The organism is Streptomyces sp. NPDC005302 (assembly GCF_040607345.1).
Taxonomy (GTDB): domain Bacteria; phylum Actinomycetota; class Actinomycetes; order Streptomycetales; family Streptomycetaceae; genus Streptomyces.
In genome coordinates this window covers 14744-34551 of record NZ_JBEXGN010000014.1, presented here as the reverse complement: position 1 = coordinate 34551, position 19808 = coordinate 14744, and the positions used below count along the sequence as shown (strand labels likewise).

The following is a 19808-nucleotide window of genomic DNA, read 5'->3' as shown; positions in this document are numbered from 1 at the left end:
GTAATGGAAACGCTGAAACATTGCCGCAACAAACCGGACCGAGGTCCGCTTACAGGTCTATCACCGAAGCGGACCGCAGTCCAGTTGTCCCCGATTGCCGTTACGCTGGGTTCATGTCCACGCCACTCCCGCCGTTCCCCGAGCGACAGGACCTCTCCGACGAGCCCGTCCTGATGGAGCTGACCGCCCCCGGCGGCGCCCCGCTGCGCGCCGACGCCGCGCGCAATCGCGCGCGACTGCTGGAGGCCGCCGCCCGCCTGGTCGAGGAGGAGGGGGTGGACCGGCTCACGATGGAGGCCGTCGCCACCGCCGCGGCGGTGGGCAAGGGCACCGTGTTCCGGCGCTTCGGCGACCGCACCGGCCTGCTGATGGCCCTGCTCGACCACACCGAGCAGCGTTTCCAGGCCGCCTTCATGACCGGTCCGGCACCCCTGGGGCCCGGCGCCTCCCCGGCGGAGCGGCTGCGCGCCTTCGGCTGCCGCGTCCTGCGCCAGACCTCCGAGCAGCTCGACCTGTACCTCGCCGCCGAGCCCGACGCGAGCCGCCGCTTCACCTCCGCGCCGTACCGGGTGCGGCTGATGCACGTGTGCATGCTGCTGCGCCAGGCCGGCTCGGGCGCGGACGTCGAACTGGTCGCCCAGACCCTGATGGGGTACCTGGACCCGGTGCTCGTCAGTCACCTGACCCAGCAGCGGGGGATGCCCCTGGAGCGCCTGGAGACCGGCTGGCGCGATCTGGTGGACCGCAGCCTCGCCCCGCGCTCCGCTCGGTCCGGAGGCGAGTAGGGGCGGCACACGGAAGCGGGGCGGATGCCGTGTCCTGACATCCGCCCCGACTCCGCCCCGTGGCGTCGGTCAGCTGAAGGGGTCCAGCGTCACGTAGGCCTGCTGCGGGTTGCCGTCGTGGACGAGGGACTCGTGGTTCCCGACGTCGTCGAAGGCGAACGCGTAGGCATTGCCGTCGGCCATCTGCGCGTGGATCTTGCGGGCGTACTGGTTGGTCACCGAGTCCGCGTAGAAGTTCGCGGAGCTGGTGTCGGGCTGGTTGGGGTTGGTCAGCAGTGTCGAGCGGTTGAAGCCCGCGCACAGTGTGCGGGAAATCGGGCCCCTCACCAGGTCGTTGGGTGCGTCGAGCTTCTTGTAGCAGCCGAAGATGCTGTCCGAGTCGGGCTTCTGGAAGCTGGTGACGACGGCGCCGGAGCTGTTCGTGAAGTTCATGACGTTGCCGGAGACCCGGCCGAAGTACTTCGTGTTCGGCTGGTCGCCGAACGGGGTCACCGTCAGCGTCGAGGAACTGTACTTCTGCCAGACGCGGTTGACGTAGTCGTCCATCACGGTGGCCGGAAGGGCACCCCCCTCGATGCCGTGCCCCGGTGCGAGCGCCCGCAGCACGGTGCCGTCGGACCGGGTCTGGATCAGGTTGGCCCAGCCGCCCGGCTGGTTCCGCAGCGCGTTGAAGAAGCCGGTGTATCCGCCCGGCCTGAGGTGACCGGTGCTCTTCGTGCTCCCGTCGGGCGCCTTGACGCCGACGGCGTACGGAGCGGAGAACATGTCGACCTGGGTGCTGTTGATCCACAGGCCGGAGTCGTTGAGCGTGTACTCGGACCAGTTGAAGAGGATGTTGTGGTTCGGGTCGCTCGGATTCTGCACGGCCGGCTGCACGAGCCCGCCCGTCGTCACGCGGAAGTCGAGCTTCTGCCCGAACGAGAAGTAGAGCCGCCCGGAGAACTTGGGCAACTGGATCGTCTTCGTCTGGCCGTTGGCCGGGCCCGCGATCGACGCGTCGGGCGCGGGGGTCGGCGGGTTGCCGCCCGCCGGCCAGGCGTGGAACGCCCCGCCGGCGTCGGCCCAGCCCTGCTGTCCCGTCGAGAGCTGGGTGCCGAGGTCGTAGATGTAGACCGGTTCGCTGCGGCCCGAGTTGTTCGTGAACGTGAGGGGAATGGTCGCGGGGACCGCGGCCTCGGCGCGGGAGGGCGTGCCGAAGGTGAGCAGGGCCGTCGTGAGCGTGGCAGCGGCCAGGGCCCAGGTCGTCCATCTGGATGTCGCGCGCACTCTCTGCCTCCTTGATGTGGGGGTTCAGCGAGGTGGATTTCCGCGGACGCGGCTCGTCCGTTTCCTTTTGAGAGCGCTCTCAGAATTGCGCCGGGCGGCGTACATGTCAACGATTCACACAAAGTTGGTCCGGTCCAACCTGTGGCTCTGGAGGGCGAGTTCACGCCATGACCCGACAATGGCCAGGTGGTCGAGCGGGGTTGACCTTGAGCGGGGTCCACTGGTTCAGTGGCTCATCCACTCAGCCACTGCCCGAAGGGGGAATCGTGGAGGCTCTGCCCCGCGAGACGATCGTCGACGTCCTGGAGGACCGACTGCGCACGGACATCCTCGACGGACGGCACCCGGCGGGGAGTTACCTGCCCCCGGAGCGACGGCTCGCCGACGGGTACGGCGTCACCCGCACCACGCTCAAGCACGCCTTCGGGCGGCTCGTGCAGGCGGGACTGCTGGAGACCCGGCACGGGGTCGGGACCCGGGTGCGGGACTACGCCCGGCTCGGTGGGGCGGATCTGCTGCCGATGCTGGTCCGGCACGACGCCGGATGGGTGCGTGAGGTCTTCGAGGTCCGGCGCGGCATCGGCGCGTTGATAGCCGAGCGGGCCGCCGTCCGGGGAACCCGCGCCCAGCGCGCCGAACTGGCCGCGCTGCTCGACGCCGTCCGGGAGGCCGACGGCGCCGACGCCGTGCAGCTCGCCGACATCGAGGTGCACCGTGCGCTGGCCCGGGCCACCGGTAATCGCGTCTACGTCCTGCTGACCAACACCCTCTTCAACGCCTACCTGCCCGTCCGCTCCCTGCTGAAAGGCCCGTTCACCGATCCGCGGGAGGCGTACGAACGCCTGGTGCCGGTGGTCGACGCGGTGAGCGGCGGGGACGCCTCGCGGGCCCACGCGGCGGCCGGCGCCTATCTGCGGGAGACCGAGCGCATCATGCTGGACGGCCTCGCGTGAGGGGCACGGTGTTCACCGAGACCATGCTCGGTACGGTCCGCCTCGACGGCGAACCCGGCGAGCGGCGCGTCCGCCTCGACCTGCGCGCCGACGCCGACCGGGTTCTCCTCCCGCACCGGACGACGAACGCCCGCCTCACCGGCCGGGTCCGGATCGCCGGCCACACCGACGACCCGGGCGCGACCGGCGAGTTGGAGATCTCACCGATCGCCCGCCGCCGCATCCGCTACCGACTCGCCTTCACCGCCGACGGACGCCGCCTCACCCTGGACGGCTGGAAGTCCGTGACCCCGCGCCGCCCGTTCACCTCGATGACCGTGCTGCCCTTCACGCTGTACGACGCCGGGAAGCGGGTCGGCGAAGGAGTCCTGCGCTTCCCCGCCGCCACCGGACTCGCCCCCTTCCTGCTCAGTTTCCGCTTCCCTCGCCGCGAGAACCCCGAGCGGCACACGGCCCCCCGCTGGAACGGCGCCCCCGGCCGGACCGAGGTCTGGTACACCACCATCAGCGACCCCGTGACCGGCACCGGAGTGTGGGTGCACCACGAACTCACCGCGCCCACGGACGGATCCGCCCCCGTCGCGCACGGCTGGGTCGCGGCCTTCCCCCGCGACGGCGAGGTGACGCACGCCCGCTTCGGGCCCGTTCCCTGGACCCGGCCGACGGACGGATTCGCCGCCGACGGCGTGAGCAGCACGGCGGGACGACTGAGCGGCACCGCGGGCGACTTCCACTGGAAGCTCGACGAACGACCGCGGGCGGAACCGCTGTTCACCTTCCCCCGCTGGTCCTGGAACCGCCCTCTGCTCCCCGCGGCCCAGATGCTCCCGGCCGCCCGCGCCACCTACGACGGCACGTTCACGTACGGCGGCACGACCCTCACCCTGAGCGGCGCACCCGGAGCCTCCGCCCGGATCTACGGGCACGGCAACGCCCACCGCTGGACCTGGCTGCACGCCGAACTCGGCGACGGCGACGTCCTGGAGATCGTCGCGGCCGTCTCCACCCGGCCCGCCCTGCGCCGACTGCCCCCGCTCGTCTTCCTGCGACTGCGCCGCCACGGCCGGACCTGGCCCCGGCGACCCGAACGCTCCGCCGTCGGCTGGCTCGGCCTCGGACGGTTCCGCGCCGCGTTCGGCCTGCCCGAATGGACGGTCACCGGCCGAACGGCACTGCGCCGCGTCCGCGTCCAGGTGAGACAGCCCCCCGAGCGGACCCTCACCCTCACCTACCGCGACCCGGACGGAGCCTCCGCCGTGTGCCGCAACAGCGAGTCGGCCGACGCCCGCATCGTGCTGGAACGCTGGTGGGGCCGCTGGCGGCCGGAGGCGACCTGGGAACTCGACGGCACCGCGCACGCCGAGGCGGGCGACCGATGACCGCCGAGGGACTCGTCGCCGCACTCCTCGCCGACACGGGCGACGCCGACTGGCCCGCCCGCGTGCCGCACCGTCTCGACGCCGTCCTCACCGCCCTGCCAGGACCCGCCCGCGCCGGGGTCCGTACCGCCGTCGCCGCCCTGGAGACGTACACCTTCCTGCGCACCGGCAGACGCCTGACGGCCCTCGCGCCCGGCGAACGCGAGGACGTCCTCGGCTCCCTGGCCGCGCGGCCCCGGCTCGCCCCGCTCCTCGACGTCCTCAAGATCCCCGTACTGCTCGCCGCCGGTACCGAACGGATGGCGGCCGGGCCCGCGACCGCCGCCGTGGCAGCGCCGCCGGATCCGCCGCTCGACTGCACCCCCGCCGCCGACTGGCCCGCCCGGAGCACCGCCGACGTGATCGTCGTCGGCTCCGGCGCCGGCGGCGCCATGGCGGCGCGGACCTTCGCGCGCGCCGGACTCGGCGTGGTGGTCCTGGAGGAGGGCGATCACCACTCCACCGCCTCCTTCGGGAGGCGGGCACCCCTCGACCGGTTCGCCGAGCTGTACCGGGACGGCGGCGCCACCGTGGCCCTCGGCAACCCGCCGCTGCTCCTGCCGGTCGGCCGCGCGGTCGGCGGCACCACCGTCGTCAACTCCGGTACCTGCTACCGGACTCCGGACCACGTCCTGGCCCGCTGGAGCGGCAGCTTCGGCTTCGCGCTCGCCGACGGGTTCGGACCCCTCCTCGACGAGGTGGAGCGCACCCTCCGCGTGGGGCCGCAACCCCTCGACGTCCTCGGCAACAACGGCCTGCTCGCCCTCGCGGGCGCCGAACGGCTCGGCTGGCGGGCCGCCCCCCTGCGCCGCAACGCACCCGGCTGCAAAGGCTCCTGCCAGTGCGTGGTGGGCTGCCCGACCGGCGCGAAGCAGAGCGTCCAGCTCTCCGTGCTGCCCGACGCCTGCGCGGCGGGCGCCCGGATCGTCACCGGAGCACGCGTCCACCGCGTCCTGCTGGACCGGGACGTGCCGGGCGCGCCCCGCGCGGCAGGCGTGCTGGCCCGCCGGGCCGACGGCGGCGAACTGGAGATCCTCGCGCCCCTCGTCGTGGTCGCGGCCGGGACACTCCACACGCCGCCGCTGCTGCGCCGCTCCGGTCTCGGCGGGCATCCTCGCCTCGGCCGCAACCTCAGCGTGCACCCGGCCACCAGCGTCGCCGGACGCTTCGCCGAACCCGTCACGGCCTCGCGGGGTGTGCTCCAGAGCGTCGGGGTCGAGGAACTCCACGAGCGCGGCGTCCTCGTCGAGGCGACCGCGAGCCCACCGGGCATGAGCAGCTTCGTCCTGCCCGGCCTCGGCCGTGAACTGCGGCGCGAGCTGGAGGACGCCGACCACCTGGCCACCCTCGGCGCCATGATCGCCGACCGCCCCTCCGGCCGGGTCGTGGGCCGTGACCGCGCCCTCGTCGGCTACGCCCTCGACCGGCGCGACGGCGACCGCCTGATGACAGCCGTACGCGCCATGGGCCGCCTGCTGTTCGCCGCCGGTGCCGAGGAGGTCCTCACGGGTGTCGCCAGCGCGCCCCGGGCCCGCTCCCTCGACGCGCTCGACGACCTCCTCGCGGGCGTGGGGCCCCGTGACCTGCACCTGTCGGCGTTCCACCCCACGGGTACCGTCGCCGCGGGCGCCGATCCCGGCCGCGCGCCCGCCGACCCCGAGGGGAGGCTGCGCGGTGTCCACGGTGTGCTCGTCGCGGACGGCTCGCTGCTGCCGGGCTGCCCGGAGGTCAACCCGCAGCTGAGCATCATGGCGGCGGCCCTGGCGGTGTCGCGGGCGTGGCTCGACCGCACGGGACGGAGCGGCTGAGATCCGCGCGCCACCCCAATGGGCCCCTGCGGTTCGCCGTCGCCGCGCACGGCACGGAGCATGAGGGAGGCCGTACGAACGGAAGTGGACGAGCCGACGAGCCCCCGTGCCCCGTACGGCAGGAAGAGGCGAGCCCCCATGAGCAGACGCGCAACCCCCGGCCGAAGCGGATCACGGCGTATCGCTGCCCTGCTGGCCGCGATCGCGTGCGGGTCCCTCCTGGTCTCCTGCAGTTCGGACAGTGACAGCGACAGCGGCGCGGCGTCCGCCACGCCCACCCCGCCGAACGCCTCCGACTTCACGGGGACACCGCCGTCCTCGATCGCCTCGGCCGCCTCCTCGATCATCGAGTCCGCGAGCGGCCGGGCCTCGTCGGCGGCCGCCTCCGTGTCGGCGCGGGCCTCGGAGTTCGCGGCATCGGTCGACGCCGACACCGAGCGCGCCGCCACCACCGCCCAGAAGCAGCTGAAGGACGTCAAGGGCGCCGGCAACGCGACCTCCGACGTCAGCATGACCGGCCTGCCCACAGGGGAGACCGGCGGCCTGCGCGCCGTGGTCGTCACCATCACCAACAAGACCGGCCAGAAGGCGTCGTACGCCGTGCAGGTCGACTTCAAGAACCCCGACGGGAAGGTCGTGGAGACCCGCTACGTCGGCAAGGAGAACCTCGAACCGGGCAAGCGCGCGCAGCCGGTCGTGGTCAGCAGGCAGCCCGCTGAGCCCCAGCTCACCCCTGTGCTGGCCAAGGCCCAGCGCTACTGACCGGCCACGGCCGGGTGACGGCCGCCCGCACACCGACGGGACCCGGCCTCCTGACGAGGTCGGGTCCCGGCCGTGTGCCGCGGGCAGGATCCGTCAGGGGTACGAGACCACCGTGGACGGCACGGTGGAGGTGCCCGACGTGGGCGCCCCCGTGTCGTTGATGACCCGCTCGTACTGTCCGGCTCCGCCCAGCGAGACGACCAGCAGGTCGTGGAACTTCACGCCGGGCTTGTTCGGTGCCGCGAAGCCGTGGTGCTGCACGATCGTCTGGTCGACGTTGTAGTAGCAGTAGCTGCCCAGGCCCCAGCCCTCGTGCGTGGTCACGGAGTCGGCGACCTTGTAGGCCGCGTATCCCTTGATGCTGCCGTTCTGGATCGCGGCCTGGTTCGGCGCGTCGTAGGCCTTCTCGTTCTGGAAGAAGATGGTGCGGCCGCGCTCGCCGTACCACTGCACGTCGTACTTGTTGAAGTGTTCGACGAACAGCCCGGTGGCGAGGACGTCGGCGCCGTTGACGCGGATGCCGTAGTCGGCCCGGTTGGTGTCCCAGCCGACGCCCGTGCCGTGGTCGGCCCGCCACACCCAGGTGTGGTCGATGATCGTGTGACGGCTGTTGATGACCATGCTGGTCGTCGCCTTGCCCGCGCCGGCCCCGCCGATGCGCACGAACACGTCCTGCACGGTGGTCGGGTTGGCCGAGTGGTCCGCCGAGGCGCCCGTCGGACCGACCTCCAGGAGTGTGTTGGAGTTGACGGGCCCGGCGTCGATCAGGAAACCGGCGAGCCGGACCCCGTCGACGTCGGCCGTCCGCAGCGCGGTGACGCCGTTGTCCGGGATCAGCGTGGCGTAGCCGAGACCGAGGACCACGGTGCCCGCGCGGTTGACCTGGATCGGCTGGTCCAGGTGGTAGATGCCCGGCGTCAGGAGCAGGTGAAGCCCCTGGGTGAGCGCCGCGTTCAGGGTGGCGGCGGTGACACCGGGCTTGGCCACGTAGAACTGGCTGAGCGGCAGCGACGAGCCGCGCGGAGTGCCGTTGCCCCAGGTGACGCCGCGCGCGTTGGTGCGCTTCTCCGGCAGGAACACCCGGTACTCGCTGCCGTTGAGGTACAGGAACGGCTTCTCCCGGGAGACCGGGGTGGTGTCGAGCGTGGTGTAGGGCGGGTTCGGGAAGGACTGCGCGGGTGCGCCCTGGACACCCGAGAACACCATGTTCCAGACGGCGTTGGACCAGCCGCCCACCGAACTGTCGCGGGTGTACCACTGCTGCTGCGAGTACGGGCCCACCGAACCGTCGATCCGGCTGTCGGCGATGTAGCCGCCGCTGGCCCATCCGTAGCCGTTCGGGGCGAGGTTGAGGCCGCCCCTCACGTGCATCCGGCGGAACGGCGCCGCCTGCGCGACCGCCCAGCGGTTGGTGCCGTTGACCGGGGTGAGCGCGAGGTTCTCCGCCGAACGCCAGAAGTTCTGGGTGGCGTTGCCGTTGAACCAGCCCGCGTCGACGGTCACGTCACCGTTGATCGACGTGTCGTCCGGGGACAGGCCGAGGCCCGCGATCGAGGTGTAGAAGCCGAGCTGGGCGTTGAGCCCGTTGTACGTACCCGGCTTGAACAGGAGCGCGTACCGGCCCGTGCCGAACTGGGCGGTCTCCTGCTGCTTGAAGATCTGGTCGAGCTTGGCCTGGATGCCCGCCGTCGACGGGTCGAAGACGATGACGTTGGGGCCCAGGTCGCCGCCGCCGGGAAGGGCGGCCGGCTGCGGGGCCGGCGCGGCGGACGCGGGGGAGGACAGAGCGAGGAGTCCTGGCGCCGCCGCGGCGGCGGCCATCGCTCCGAGAACGGTGCGGCGCGCGACGGGGGAGCGGCCGGAATCCGGGGTGTCCGTGGGGGTGTGAGACATGGGGGGCGACTCTCCTGGTTCAGGAAGTGAACGGTGGGAGGTTGGGGGAGCGCTCTCTTGCCGATGCATGCTTCATCCAGGTGAACGACGCGTCAAGAGTTGTGACCGGAGTCCCGCATGTTGTTGCCGAGTGAACCATCAACTCAGCCTGGTTTTGGTGTACTTGATAGCCGTATGGCGGCAGTTGGGTGGGGTTCCCCGGCCTTCTCGTGTGTTCAAGAGGTGCGCGCATCGCACGCAGTGATTCTCCGTCAGCTCCCTTGACACCCTTGCGCAACCGCCACAACACTCCTCGACGGGAGAGCGCTCTCCCAGTTCCTCGGCACATGTGATGGACCGTCACGCGGGCGGCCCCGGACAGCATTCCGTCCTCGGGTCGCCCGGCCCCCACCGTCCCCATCGACGTGGCAGGAGGTCTCCATGGCACGGAGATCGAAGATCGTCTCAGGAATCCTGATGTCCAGCGCACTGGTTCTCACCACGCTCGGCCTGGCCGGCGTGGCGATGAGCGCCGACCCGGCGCCCGGCGCGGCAGCCTCGGTGGCCGGGTCGGCCACCGTCCACACCGGGCACGCGATGCCCGTCTCGACGCTCGCCTCGCCCGAGGACCCGGACGGCGACGGATACATCCCGGCGAACCCACCGGTGACCGGGGTCGTCCCCTCCAAGGCGGAGCCGACGCACCGGTACTTCCACGAGTTCCAGGCGAACTGTTCGGTGTCCCACACCCGGCCGGACGACCCGATCGTCTACCCCGGCCAGCCGGGCAAGTCGCACGACCACACCTTCATGGGCAACACCACCACGAACGCGGCCAGCACCACCGCCTCGCTCGACTCCGGCGGGACCACCTGCAAGGCCCCCGGCGACAAGTCGGCCTACTGGATGCCGACCCTGCTCAACGGCGGCACACCCGTGCTTCCGGTGGGCCCCCAGGTCATCTACTACAAGGCCGGGGTCACCGACTACACCAGCGTGCGGCCCTTCCCGAAGGGGCTGCGCTTCGTCGTCGGCAGCCCCATGCAGTCGGCGGCCGACTTCCGCAACCACCGCGGTTTCGTCGAGGGCTGGGAGTGCGGCGACAGCTTCTTCAACGTCGACTTCCCGCAGCAGTGCCCGAACAGGGCCGACGTCCAGCTCAACATCCGTTTCCAGGCTCCCAGTTGCTGGGACGGCAAGTACCTGGACACCCCCAACCACCAGAGCCACATGGCGTATCCGGTGGTCAACCCCGGCACGAACAACAACATCTGCCCGGAGGACCACCCCGTCGCCCTGCCGATGATCGAGTTCAAGATGGCCTTCCCGGTCAACGGCGACATGTCCCAGGTGAAGCTGGCGAGCGGTGCCGGCTACTCCTTCCACTACGACTTCTTCAACGCGTGGGACGCGCAGACACTCAAGGCGCTCGTCGACCACTGTGTCGTCGGCGGCCTGCAGTGCGACGCCCGCGGCTACGACCAGACGCACCCCGAGGCGGGCGCGGCGCTCGACGCGAACTACCGGCTTCCCTGACGCCGGCGCTCCCGCCGGCCGGTACATGGCCCCGGCCGGCGGGACCCCCACAGCCCGACCCCTCGTTCTTCCCCCCTCACCCGCACACCGGACGGACACTCATGACCGCATCCCGTACCACCCGGCGCCGCGTCGCGGCGCCCCTCACCGCGGGCCTGCTCGCCGCTGGAGCTCTCGTCGCGCTGCCCTCCCAGCCCGCGCACGCCGCCGGCAGCGTCGTCAAGGTCACCGGCTCGCAGGGCAACTGGCAACTGACCGTCGACGGCAGCCCGTACCAGATCAAGGGCCTCACCTGGGGGCCGTCCGTCAGCGACGCCCCGCGTTACATGCCCGACCTGAAGTCCATGGGCGTCAACACCGTCCGCACCTGGGGCACCGACGCCTCCAGCAAGCCGCTCTTCGACGCGGCGGCCGCCCAGGGCATCAAGGTGATCGCCGGGTTCTGGCTGCAGCCCGGCGGCGGCCCCGGCAGCGGCGGATGCGTCAACTACCTGACGGACACCGCCTACAAGAACCAGGTCCTCACCGAGTTCCCGCAGTGGGCGGCCACCTACAAGGACAACCCCGGCGTCCTCATGTGGAACGTCGGCAACGAGTCCGTGCTCGGCCTGCAGAACTGCTACAGCGGTGACGAACTGGAGCGCCAGCGCGACGCGTACACCACCCTCGTCAACGACATCACCAAGAAGATCCACGCCGTCGACCCCAACCACCCCGTCACCTCGACCGACGCGTGGACGGGTGCCTGGCCGTACTACAAGAAGAACGCCCCCGACCTCGACCTCTACGCCGTGAACGCCTACAACGCGATCTGCGACGTCAAGGCGGCCTGGCAGCAGGGCGGTTACACCAAGCCGTACATCGTCACCGAGACCGGCCCCGCGGGCGAGTGGGAGGTCCCGGACGACGCGAACGGCGTCCCCGCCGAGCCCACCGACCGGGCCAAGGCCGACGGATACACCCGCGCGTGGAACTGCGTCACCGGGCACAAGGGCGTCGCGCTCGGCGCCACGATGTTCCACTACGGCACCGAGTACGACTTCGGCGGCATCTGGTTCAACCTGCTGCCCGCGGGCGAGAAGCGGCTGTCGTACTACGCCGTGAAGAAGGCGTACGGCGCGGACACCTCCCACGACAACACCCCGCCGGTCATCTCCGACCTGACCGTCGAGGGCGACGCCGCCAAGGTGCCCGCGGGGGGCGATCTCACCCTCGCGGTGAAGGCCACCGACCCCGACGGTGACCCGATCACGTACGAGGTGCAGGACAACAGCAACTACATCGACCAGAGCAAGCAGCTTGTCACGCTGCCCTCCACCAACCTCGGTGGCGGCCGGCTCAGGGTGACCGCGCCGGACAAGCCCGGCGTCTGGAAGATCTACGTCAAGGCCAAGGACGGCAAGGGCAACGTCGGCGTCGAGACCCGCTCCTTCCGCGTCGTGCCGCCCGTCCCGAGCGGCACGAACATCGCCCGCGGCAAGCCGGCCACGGCATCCTCGGCGCAGGCGGGCGGCGGTGACTGCCCCTGTACCGCCGCGGGCGCCGTCGACGGCAACCTCTCCACCCGCTGGGCCAGCGACTGGAGCGACCCCCAGTGGCTCCGTGTCGACCTCGGCAGCCGCACCTCGTTCCGGCATGTACAGCTGGTCTGGGAGACCTCCTACGCCAAGGCCTACACCGTGCAGACCTCGGACGACGGACAGAACTGGACGACCGTCCGCAGTGTCACCGACGGCAACGGCGGCGTCGACGACCTCGACGTCTCCGGAACCGGACGCTACGTCCGGGTCAACGGAACCGCGCGAGGGACCGGATGGGGCTATTCGCTGTATGAGTTCGGCGTCTACAACTGAGTCGGACACCGACGGGAGAGCGCTCTCCCAGGAATGAGGCCGTACCCATGGAGACGACGGACGACGAGGCGGAACGCGAACGGCTCCTCGGCAAACTGACCCTCCGCGAGAAGGTCCGGCTGCTGACCGGCGCGACCACCTGGCGCACCCGGGCCGAACCGGCCCTGGGACTACGGGAGATGGTCCTGTCGGACGGCCCCGCCGGGGTGCGGGGGCAGTCCTGGGACGAGCGCGACCCCTCCCTGCTGCTGCCCTCGGCATCGGCGCTCGGGGCACTCTGGGACGAACGACTCGTGGAACGCCTCGGCGGCCTGCTGGCCGCCGAGGCGCGCCGCAAGGAGGTCGACGTCGTCCTCGCGCCCACCCTCAATCTGCACCGCACCCCGCTGGGCGGACGGCACTTCGAGTGCTTCTCCGAGGACCCCGAACTCACCGGCCGCACCGGCGCCGCGCTCGTCCGGGGCATCCAGGCGCACGGCGTGGCCGCCACGGCCAAGCACTACGTCGCCAACGACTCCGAGACCGACCGGCTGACCGTCGACGTCCGGGTGTCGGAGCGGGTGCTGCGTGAGGTCTACCTGGCGCCGTTCGAGGCGGCCGTCGAGGCCGGCGTCCGGGTCGTCATGGCCGGGTACAACGGCGTCAACGGCAGCACGATGAACGCCAGTCCGCTGCTCACCGACCCCCTGAAGCGGGAATGGGGGTTCGACGGATTGGTGGTCTCGGACTGGGGCGCGCTGCGCGACGGCGACCCGGCGGCCCGCGCCGGCCTCGACCTCGCCATGCCGGGACCCGACAGCCCCTGGGGCGCCGCGTTGGTGCGGGCCGTGGAGGACGGACGCGTCCCGCCGGCGGCCGTCGACGACAAGGTCCGCCGACTGCTCACGCTGGCTGCGGCGTGCGGGGCACTCGGGGATCCGCCGGCCGACGCGGCGGCCCGCTCCGGTGCTGACGACGCGGCCGGTACAGGGGCTCACGCGGAGGCTCCGGGTGATGCCGTCCGCCGTGGGCCTGTCGGAGCCGGAGCGGCCGGCCTGCCCCGGGGCGCGGCCGAAGCGTTCGACCACGCTCGTACGCTGAACGGTTCCCGCGCGCACGGCGGAGCCGAGGCCGGAGTCGCATCCGAAGGCGAAGCGGAAGCCGGGGTTGTACCCGAGGGTGACGCCGGGGCCGGGGCCGGGGCCGGGGCCGGGGTCGAAGGCGGAGTCGCGTCCGAAGGCGAAGCGCAGGCCGAAGTCTCACCCGAAGCCAAAGCCGGAGCGGGGGTCGAACCCGCGGTTGTACCCGAGGCCGAGGCCGAGGTCGAAGCCGGAGTCGCACCCGCAGCCGAGCCCGGAGGCGCGCCCGGCGCCGGATCGCGTGTCGGCGCCGTGTCCGATCTCGGGGGCGCAGCCCCGGATCACCTCCGTGGAAGGCCCGTTCCGTACACCCAAGCCGACGCAACGGCGGACGCCGCGACCCCGGCCCGCCGTGCCGCCGCTGCCGGAAGCGGTGCCGGTACCGAGGTGGAGGCGGAGGACGGGGCCGGGGCCGGGGACGACGACCGGAACGCCCGGGCCCTGCTGCGCCAGGCCGTCGCCGCGAGCGCCGTCCTGCTGCACAACCGCTACGTCCTCCCGCTCGACCCCGGCCGGCTGCGGACGGTCGCCGTGATCGGGGCGCACGCCGCCCTGCCCCGCACACAGGGCGGCGGCAGCGCCGGCGTCTTCCCGCGGCACGTCGTCACCCCGCTCGACGGGATCAGGGCCGCGCTGGGAGACGGCACCCGGGTCGTCCACGTACCGGGCCCCTCGACCGACGCGCCCCCGCCGCCCCTGGCGCCGGACCTGTGCGCCGATCCCACGACGGACACCCCCGGAGTCCGGCTGCGCCTGCTGGACGCTTCGGGGAGCGAGCTGTACTCCGAACACCGGCTCAGCGGCCGCCAGTTGGAACCACCTGAGCTCCCCGGCGCGCTCACCGTCGAGATCACCGCGCTACTGCTCCCGGGAACGTCGGGGCCGTGGACGATCGGCGTCGGCGGATTCGGCCGGATGAGTGTGACCGTCGACGAACACGTCGTCCTGGAAGGGGAGTTCGCGCGGGAAACGGACGATCCGGCCGTCGTCCACGTGAACCCGCCCGTGCACTGCGTCCGCGTCCCCCTCACGGCCGGACGCGCGGTTCGGGTGACGGCGCGTCGCGAACTCGCCCCCGGCACCGGCCGGGCCACCGTGGTGACCGCGGCTCCGCCACGTCCCGACGACCGGGCGGCCCTGGCCGAGGCCGCGGTGGCCGCCCGGCACGCGGACGCCGCGATCGTGGTCGTCGGCACCACCGAGCACGGCGAGTCCGAGGGCTACGACCGGACGGACCTCGGGCTCGGCGGCCGGCAGGACGACCTGGTCAGGGCGGTGACCGCCGCCAATCCGAACGCGGTCGTCGTCGTCAACAGCGGTGGACCCGTGGAACTCCCCTGGCGCGCGCAGGCGGGTGCCGTCCTGCTGACCTGGTTCCCCGGGCAGGAAGGCGGCGCCGGCCTTGCCGACGTGCTGTTCGGGCGCGCCGAACCCGGCGGCCGGCTGCCCACGACCTGGGCGGCCACGCTCGCCGACGCCCCGGTCACCCGCACCGGACCTGTCGACGGCCGCCTCGGCTACGACGAGGGCCTGCACATCGGCTACCGCGCCTGGGCCCGCCACCACCGCACGCCCGCCTACTGGTTCGGACACGGACTCGGCTACACCACCTGGGCGTACGAAGCGCTCGACGTCCCCGACGACCTGGTGGCCGGTGAGTCCTTCACCGTGCGGATCGGTCTGCGCAACACGGGCGGACGTCCCGGACGTGAGGTCGTCCAGGTCTATCTCGCCGGACCCCCCGGCCCCCTGGAACGCCCGGAACGCTGGCTCGCGGGCTACACGGCCGTACACGCCGCACCGGGCGAGCGGACGACGGCGGTGGTGCGGATACCGGGCCGCGCGCTACGTCACTGGGAGGAGGAGAGTCACGCGTGGCGCACACGGCCGGGGCCCTACCGGGTGCTCGCGGGCCGCTCCGCCGGATCGCTCCCGCTGACGGCCGTCACCCTGGTCCGGGCCTCGGGCTGAGCCCCCGGCGGTCGCGGAGAGCGCTCTATCCCGGGGCGGGGCCGGGCGGTTAGGGTGCCGCCATGAGCAGACAGGCTCCCACGCTGGAGGATGTCGCGCGGGAGGCCGGAGTCTCGCGCGCGACCGTTTCCCGGGTCATCAACGGTGTCCGCAACGTCGACCCCGGAATTCAGGAAGTGGTGCGCGAGGCCATCGAGCGGACCGGGTACGCGCCCAACCGGGCCGCCAGATCGCTCGTGACCCGCCGCAGCCAGACGGTGGCCCTGATCGTGTCCGGCGCGGGTGACACACCGGGGGAGGAGCAGAACGCCTTCGCGGCACGGGTGTTCGCGGACCCCTTCTTCGGACGGGTCGTCAGCGGCGTGGTGGGATACCTGCGTCCGCGGTCGATGCACCCGCTGCTGATGTTCGCCGAGTCCGCGGACACCAGGAACCAGGTGCTGACCGATCTGCGGCAGGGAAGTGCCGACGGCGCGCTCGTCGTCTCCACGCACGCCGACGACCCGCTGCCCGCGCTGCTCGCCGGCGCCGGACTGCCCGCCGTCCTCTTCGCCCGCCCCACCCGGCCCGTCGCGCTCAGCTATGTCGACCTCGCCCACCGGGACGGGGCGCGCCTCGCCGCCGAGCACCTGCTCAACCGGGGCTGCCGGCGGATCGTCACCGTCACCGGGCCCCTCGGAGTGGCCGCGAGCCAGGACCGGCTCGCCGGGTTCCGCGACACGATGGCCCGCAGGGGGCACCCGTACGTCCCGGTCGCCGAGGGCGGGTTCACGCTGGACAGCGGGATGGCCGCCATGTCCGGGCTGCTGTCCGAACACCCCGACGTGGACGGGGTGTTCGCCGCGAACGACCTGATGGCGCAGGGTGTGTGCCAGGTGCTGCGGGAACAGGGCCGACGGGTGCCGGACGACGTCGCGGTCGTCGGGTTCGACGACTCCAGCGTCGCGGTGACCTGCCGGCCGCCGCTGACCACCGTGCGCCAGCCGGTGGAGGAGATGGCCGCGGCCATGGCCCGGCTCCTCGACGAGCACATCCGGGGTGTACGCACCGAGCCCACGTCGTTGATCTTCGACCCGGAGATCGTGGTCCGGGCGTCGGCCTGAGGCTCGTCCGGCAGGGGCGCCGGACCGCTGTGCCACGCGGGCCCGTTCACCCCGCTCTGCCGGGTACGCCGAGGTGTGTGGCGGACACTGGACCGGTCAGGACGGAACAGCCACCGGCCGGGTGGGTGGGCCGGCGACGGAAGGCAGGCGCATGACCGACCCGATCACCGTGGGCGTGGACGGATCTCCCGAGAGCAGGGCGGCGCTCGGCTGGGCGGCCAGGGAGGCGGTCCGCCGGGATCTGCCCCTGCGAGTGGTGTACGCCTGGCACTGGCCGCCGCACGACATGGTCGGCGGTGGCGACCGGGAGGACCAGGAGCGCTGGGCGCGCGGCATGGTCGAGGACGCTGCCCGTACGGTGACCGACCGGCACGAGGGTCTGCGCGTGACGGCCGAGGTGCTCGACGCCGAGGCGGTGGAGGCGTTGTCGCGTATCGCCACCCCCGCGGGGGTCCTGGTCCTCGGCTCGCGCGGATACGGAGCGTTCGTCGGCTTCCTGCTGGGTTCCGTCGGCCAGCAGGTGATCTCCCGGACACCCGGTCCGGTGGTCCTCGTGCGCACGGAGGACCGCCCCGAGGGCGAGGCCGGGGGCCGGGAGATCGTCGTCGGGCAGCAGGGCGGCCCTGACGACAGCGCGCCGGGGCTCCGGTTCGCGTTCGAGACCGCGGCGGCCCGGGGAGCGACGGTGCGGGCCGTACGGGCCTGGAGTCTGCCTCCGGTTTTCGCCTACAGCCCCGCCTCCCTGCGGCTGCTCGACGAGGCCGGCGGCCTGGAACCGTACGAGAAGAAGGCCCTCGACGAGGCGCTCCAGCCGTGGCGGGAGCGCTTTCCCGAGGTGGCCGTGACCGAGCACGTGGAGATGGGCAGCGCGGGACAGGTGCTGCTGTCCCTTTCCGACCGGGCCCAGCTGATGGTCGTCGGGCGCCGCGTCGAGCGGTCCGCCGTGGGCGGGCGCATCGGTTCCGTGGCGCACGCGGTGATGCACCACGCTCCGTGCCCGGTGGCGGTGGTCCCGCACTCCTGACGGCCCGTCGGACGCGGCCGGCCCGGCGCCCGGCCGCGTTCAACTCCCGCACCCGGAAGCCGTGTCGACGGCCTTCCGCGCCGAACCGACGTGCAGAACATCGGTTGCGGTGAGACGACGCGGCGGCCGGGCGGGCCGGTTACGCGTTCCCGGCCCGGGACATCCGCAGCGCCAGATCCTGGAGGAGGTCGGCCGTGCTGACCTCGGTGCGGCCGGAGTCGTGGAGATCGGCGAGTTCGGAGAAGAGGAACGCGAAGGCGCCGACCAGGGAGATGGCGGCGGGCAGATACGCGTCCGCGACCGCCTGCCCGGCCTCCGCCGGGCCGGCGTCGCCGGGCACCTCGACCCGGGGGAACACCTCCGTGACGAGCGCGCCCAGGTTGTTCTCCGCCGACTCGACGCCGGCCTCCTCGTCCTGGGCGATCCTGCGCACCATGGCGTTGGTCTCGGTGAGCACGCCGATGGCGCGCAGGATGATCTCCGTCTGTTCCATGCCGTGAGCCTAAACGGGCGAGACCCGGCTCGGGCAGGGATCTTGGTGTCGGGATGGTAGACAAGGCTCATGAACGACATCTCCCGCTCCCACCGGGCCGGCGCGCGATGACCGCGGGCATCGACACTCCGGACCGCAGGGGCCGCACCGGGCTCGACCAGGTGGGCCGCGACCTGACCGGCAACCCCCGGGTCAGAATCCGCGACGTGCGCCTCCTGTCGTGCCACTGGTACGTGGAGCGCAGCACCACCTTCGACCTCAAGCTCGCCGACGGGACCTGGAGCACCCAGGAGCGCGAGACCCACGACCGGGGCAACGGCGCCACCCTGCTGCTCTACGACGCCGACCGGGAAACCGTGCTGTTGACCAGGCAGTTCCGCTACCCCGTGTATGTCAACGGCCACCCGGACGGCATGCTGATCGAGACCCCCGGCGGCCTCCTCGACGAGGCGGACGAGCATCCCGAGCAGGCCGTGCGCCGCGAGGTCATCGAGGAGACCGGGCACACCGTCGGCGCGGTCGAGCACGTCTTCGACGTCTATATGAGCCCCGGCTCGGTCACCGAACGGGTGAGCTTCTACGCGGCCTCCTACGGCCCGTCCACCCGTACCCACGAGGGCGGGGGCCTCGACGAGGAGGGCGAGGACATCGAGACGGTCGAACTGCCCTTCCACGAGGCGCTGTCCATGGTCCGCACCGGAGAGATCGCCGACGCCAAGACCATCATGCTGTTGCAGTGGGCCGCTCTGGAGGGGCCGTTCAGGAAGGCTTGACCTGAAGAGCACTCCAAGCCCCAGACTCCCGTTCGGGCCCGAGGACTTCGGGCCCGAACGGGAGGGAACCCATGCGGTACCGCACCATCGGCAGTGACCCCGCGACCCGTCGTGAGGTGAGCGTGCTCGCGCTCGGCGCGATGCTGTTCGGCTCGCTGACCGACGAGAAGACGTCGTTCGCCGTACTCGACCGGTACGTCGAGGCCGGCGGCAACTTCATCGACACGTCCGACAACTACGCCTTCTGGACCGACGGCGGACAGGGCGGCCAGAGCGAGGAGCTCCTCGGCCGCTGGCGGCGCAGCCGGGGCATCGGCGACGAGATCGTCATCGCCACCAAGCTCGGCGCCCGCCCGCTGGCCCCCGGAACCGGCTTCACCGACAACCCCGAGGGCCTCTCCGCCCAGGTGATCCGCGAGGCGTCCGAGCGGAGCCGGGAACGCCTCGGCGTCGAGCGGATCGACCTGCTGTACGCGCACATAGAGGACCGCGGGGTCGAACCGCGCGAGACCGTCGAGGCCTTCGCCGGGCTCGTCGCCGAGGGAAGCGTCGCGCTGCTCGGCGTGAGCAACCACGCGGTCTGGCGCGTCGAACGGGCCCGTGCCCTCGCCGCGGCGGCCGGGCTGCCCGGCTACGAGGTCCTCCAGTACCACCACAGCCTGCTGCGTCCCCGCGCCGATGTGCCCAGTGGACTCTTCCCCGAGGGCGGCCTCGGGGCCGCGACCGGTGAACTCCTCAGCTATCTCGGGGCCGAACCCGGCCTGACCCTGGTCGCCTACTCCCCGCTGCTGGGCGGAGGGTACGGCCGGCCCGACAAGCCTCTGCCCTCCGACTACGACCACCCCGGCACCGCCGCCCGGCTGGCGGTGCTGCGTGAGGTGGCGAAGGAGGCCGACGCGACGCTCAACCAGGTGGTGCTGGCCTGGCAGATCGGCGCCGAACTGCCCGTGATCCCGCTGGCCGGTGCCTCCTCGGTGGCCCAGCTGGAGGAGAACCTGGCGGCGGTGGACCTGGAGCTGACCTCTGACCAGCGGGCCCGCCTGGACGAGGCCCACTGAGCGTCGCCACACCTC

15 protein-coding genes are annotated in these 19808 nt (G+C 72.2%); 12 read left to right on the top strand and 3 right to left on the bottom strand.

Annotation, left to right across the window (positions count from 1 at the left end; all coding sequences use genetic code 11):
* Window positions 1–113: 113 nt before the first annotated feature.
* The gene (locus ABZT74_RS21340) at window positions 114–785 is read left to right on the top strand and encodes a helix-turn-helix domain-containing protein (protein ID WP_355877644.1); all 672 of its coding nucleotides are present in this window, start codon (window positions 114–116) and stop codon (window positions 783–785) included.
* A 69-nt stretch (window positions 786–854) separates the two neighbouring features.
* Here ABZT74_RS21340 and ABZT74_RS21335 read toward each other — a convergent pair whose 3' ends face one another.
* Entirely contained in the window at window positions 855–2018 is a 1164-nt protein-coding gene (locus ABZT74_RS21335) for a glycoside hydrolase family 64 protein (protein WP_356437401.1), read from the bottom strand.
* 299 nt (window positions 2019–2317) lie between these two features.
* Between ABZT74_RS21335 and ABZT74_RS21330 the strand changes: the two genes are divergently transcribed.
* The 4 genes from ABZT74_RS21330 to ABZT74_RS21315 all read left to right on the top strand — a co-directional run bounded on the left by ABZT74_RS21330 (window position 2318) and on the right by ABZT74_RS21315 (window position 6992).
* Complete coding sequence (locus ABZT74_RS21330) at window positions 2318–3004, top strand: FCD domain-containing protein (RefSeq protein ID WP_356437152.1); 687 nt, start codon at window positions 2318–2320, stop codon at window positions 3002–3004.
* The gene (locus ABZT74_RS21325) at window positions 3001–4383 is read left to right on the top strand and encodes a hypothetical protein (protein WP_356437150.1); all 1383 of its coding nucleotides are present in this window, start codon (window positions 3001–3003) and stop codon (window positions 4381–4383) included. The genes ABZT74_RS21330 and ABZT74_RS21325 overlap by 4 nt, the downstream gene beginning before the upstream one ends.
* Window positions 4380–6230 carry a GMC family oxidoreductase gene (locus tag ABZT74_RS21320; protein WP_356437146.1) on the top strand — a complete coding sequence of 617 codons (1851 nt, stop codon included), beginning with the start codon at window positions 4380–4382 and terminating at the stop codon, window positions 6228–6230. The genes ABZT74_RS21325 and ABZT74_RS21320 overlap by 4 nt, the downstream gene beginning before the upstream one ends.
* A gap of 138 nt (window positions 6231–6368) precedes the next feature.
* Window positions 6369–6992, top strand: a complete 624-nt coding sequence (locus tag ABZT74_RS21315; protein ID WP_355877656.1) for a hypothetical protein — start codon at window positions 6369–6371, stop codon at window positions 6990–6992.
* 93 nt (window positions 6993–7085) lie between these two features.
* Here ABZT74_RS21315 and ABZT74_RS21310 read toward each other — a convergent pair whose 3' ends face one another.
* The gene (locus ABZT74_RS21310; protein ID WP_356177332.1) at window positions 7086–8885 is read right to left on the bottom strand and encodes a coagulation factor 5/8 type domain-containing protein; all 1800 of its coding nucleotides are present in this window, start codon (window positions 8883–8885) and stop codon (window positions 7086–7088) included.
* 420 nt (window positions 8886–9305) lie between these two features.
* Here ABZT74_RS21310 and ABZT74_RS21305 point away from each other — a divergent pair, with 420 nt between their 5' ends.
* The 5 genes from ABZT74_RS21305 (at window position 9306) to ABZT74_RS21285 (ending at window position 17469) form a co-directional block, all read left to right on the top strand.
* Window positions 9306–10400, top strand: coding sequence for a DUF1996 domain-containing protein (locus tag ABZT74_RS21305; protein WP_356437142.1), 1095 nt, complete (start codon window positions 9306–9308; stop codon window positions 10398–10400).
* 101 nt (window positions 10401–10501) lie between these two features.
* Window positions 10502–12253 carry a discoidin domain-containing protein gene (locus tag ABZT74_RS21300; RefSeq protein WP_356437139.1) on the top strand — a complete coding sequence of 584 codons (1752 nt, stop codon included), beginning with the start codon at window positions 10502–10504 and terminating at the stop codon, window positions 12251–12253.
* Window positions 12254–12300: 47 nt separating this feature from the next.
* Window positions 12301–15342 (top strand): glycoside hydrolase family 3 C-terminal domain-containing protein, encoded by a 3042-nt coding sequence (locus tag ABZT74_RS21295; protein ID WP_356437136.1) that lies wholly within the window; start codon window positions 12301–12303, stop codon window positions 15340–15342.
* Window positions 15343–15404: 62 nt separating this feature from the next.
* On the top strand, window positions 15405–16445 hold the full coding sequence (locus ABZT74_RS21290; RefSeq protein WP_355877668.1) for a LacI family DNA-binding transcriptional regulator: 1041 nt from the start codon (window positions 15405–15407) through the stop codon (window positions 16443–16445).
* A 151-nt stretch (window positions 16446–16596) separates the two neighbouring features.
* Window positions 16597–17469: a universal stress protein gene (locus ABZT74_RS21285; protein WP_356177329.1), complete on the top strand. Its 873-nt coding sequence runs from the start codon at window positions 16597–16599 to the stop codon at window positions 17467–17469.
* Between the two features lie 139 nt (window positions 17470–17608).
* Here ABZT74_RS21285 and ABZT74_RS21280 read toward each other — a convergent pair whose 3' ends face one another.
* The gene (locus ABZT74_RS21280; protein ID WP_355877674.1) at window positions 17609–17962 is read right to left on the bottom strand and encodes a hypothetical protein; all 354 of its coding nucleotides are present in this window, start codon (window positions 17960–17962) and stop codon (window positions 17609–17611) included.
* A 107-nt stretch (window positions 17963–18069) separates the two neighbouring features.
* On the opposite strand from ABZT74_RS21280, the gene ABZT74_RS21275 reads away from it, so the two are divergent.
* Entirely contained in the window at window positions 18070–18735 is a 666-nt protein-coding gene (locus tag ABZT74_RS21275; protein WP_355877677.1) for an NUDIX domain-containing protein, read from the top strand.
* A gap of 71 nt (window positions 18736–18806) precedes the next feature.
* Entirely contained in the window at window positions 18807–19793 is a 987-nt protein-coding gene (locus tag ABZT74_RS21270; protein ID WP_356437133.1) for an aldo/keto reductase, read from the top strand.
* The last annotated feature ends 15 nt before the right edge of the window (window positions 19794–19808 follow it).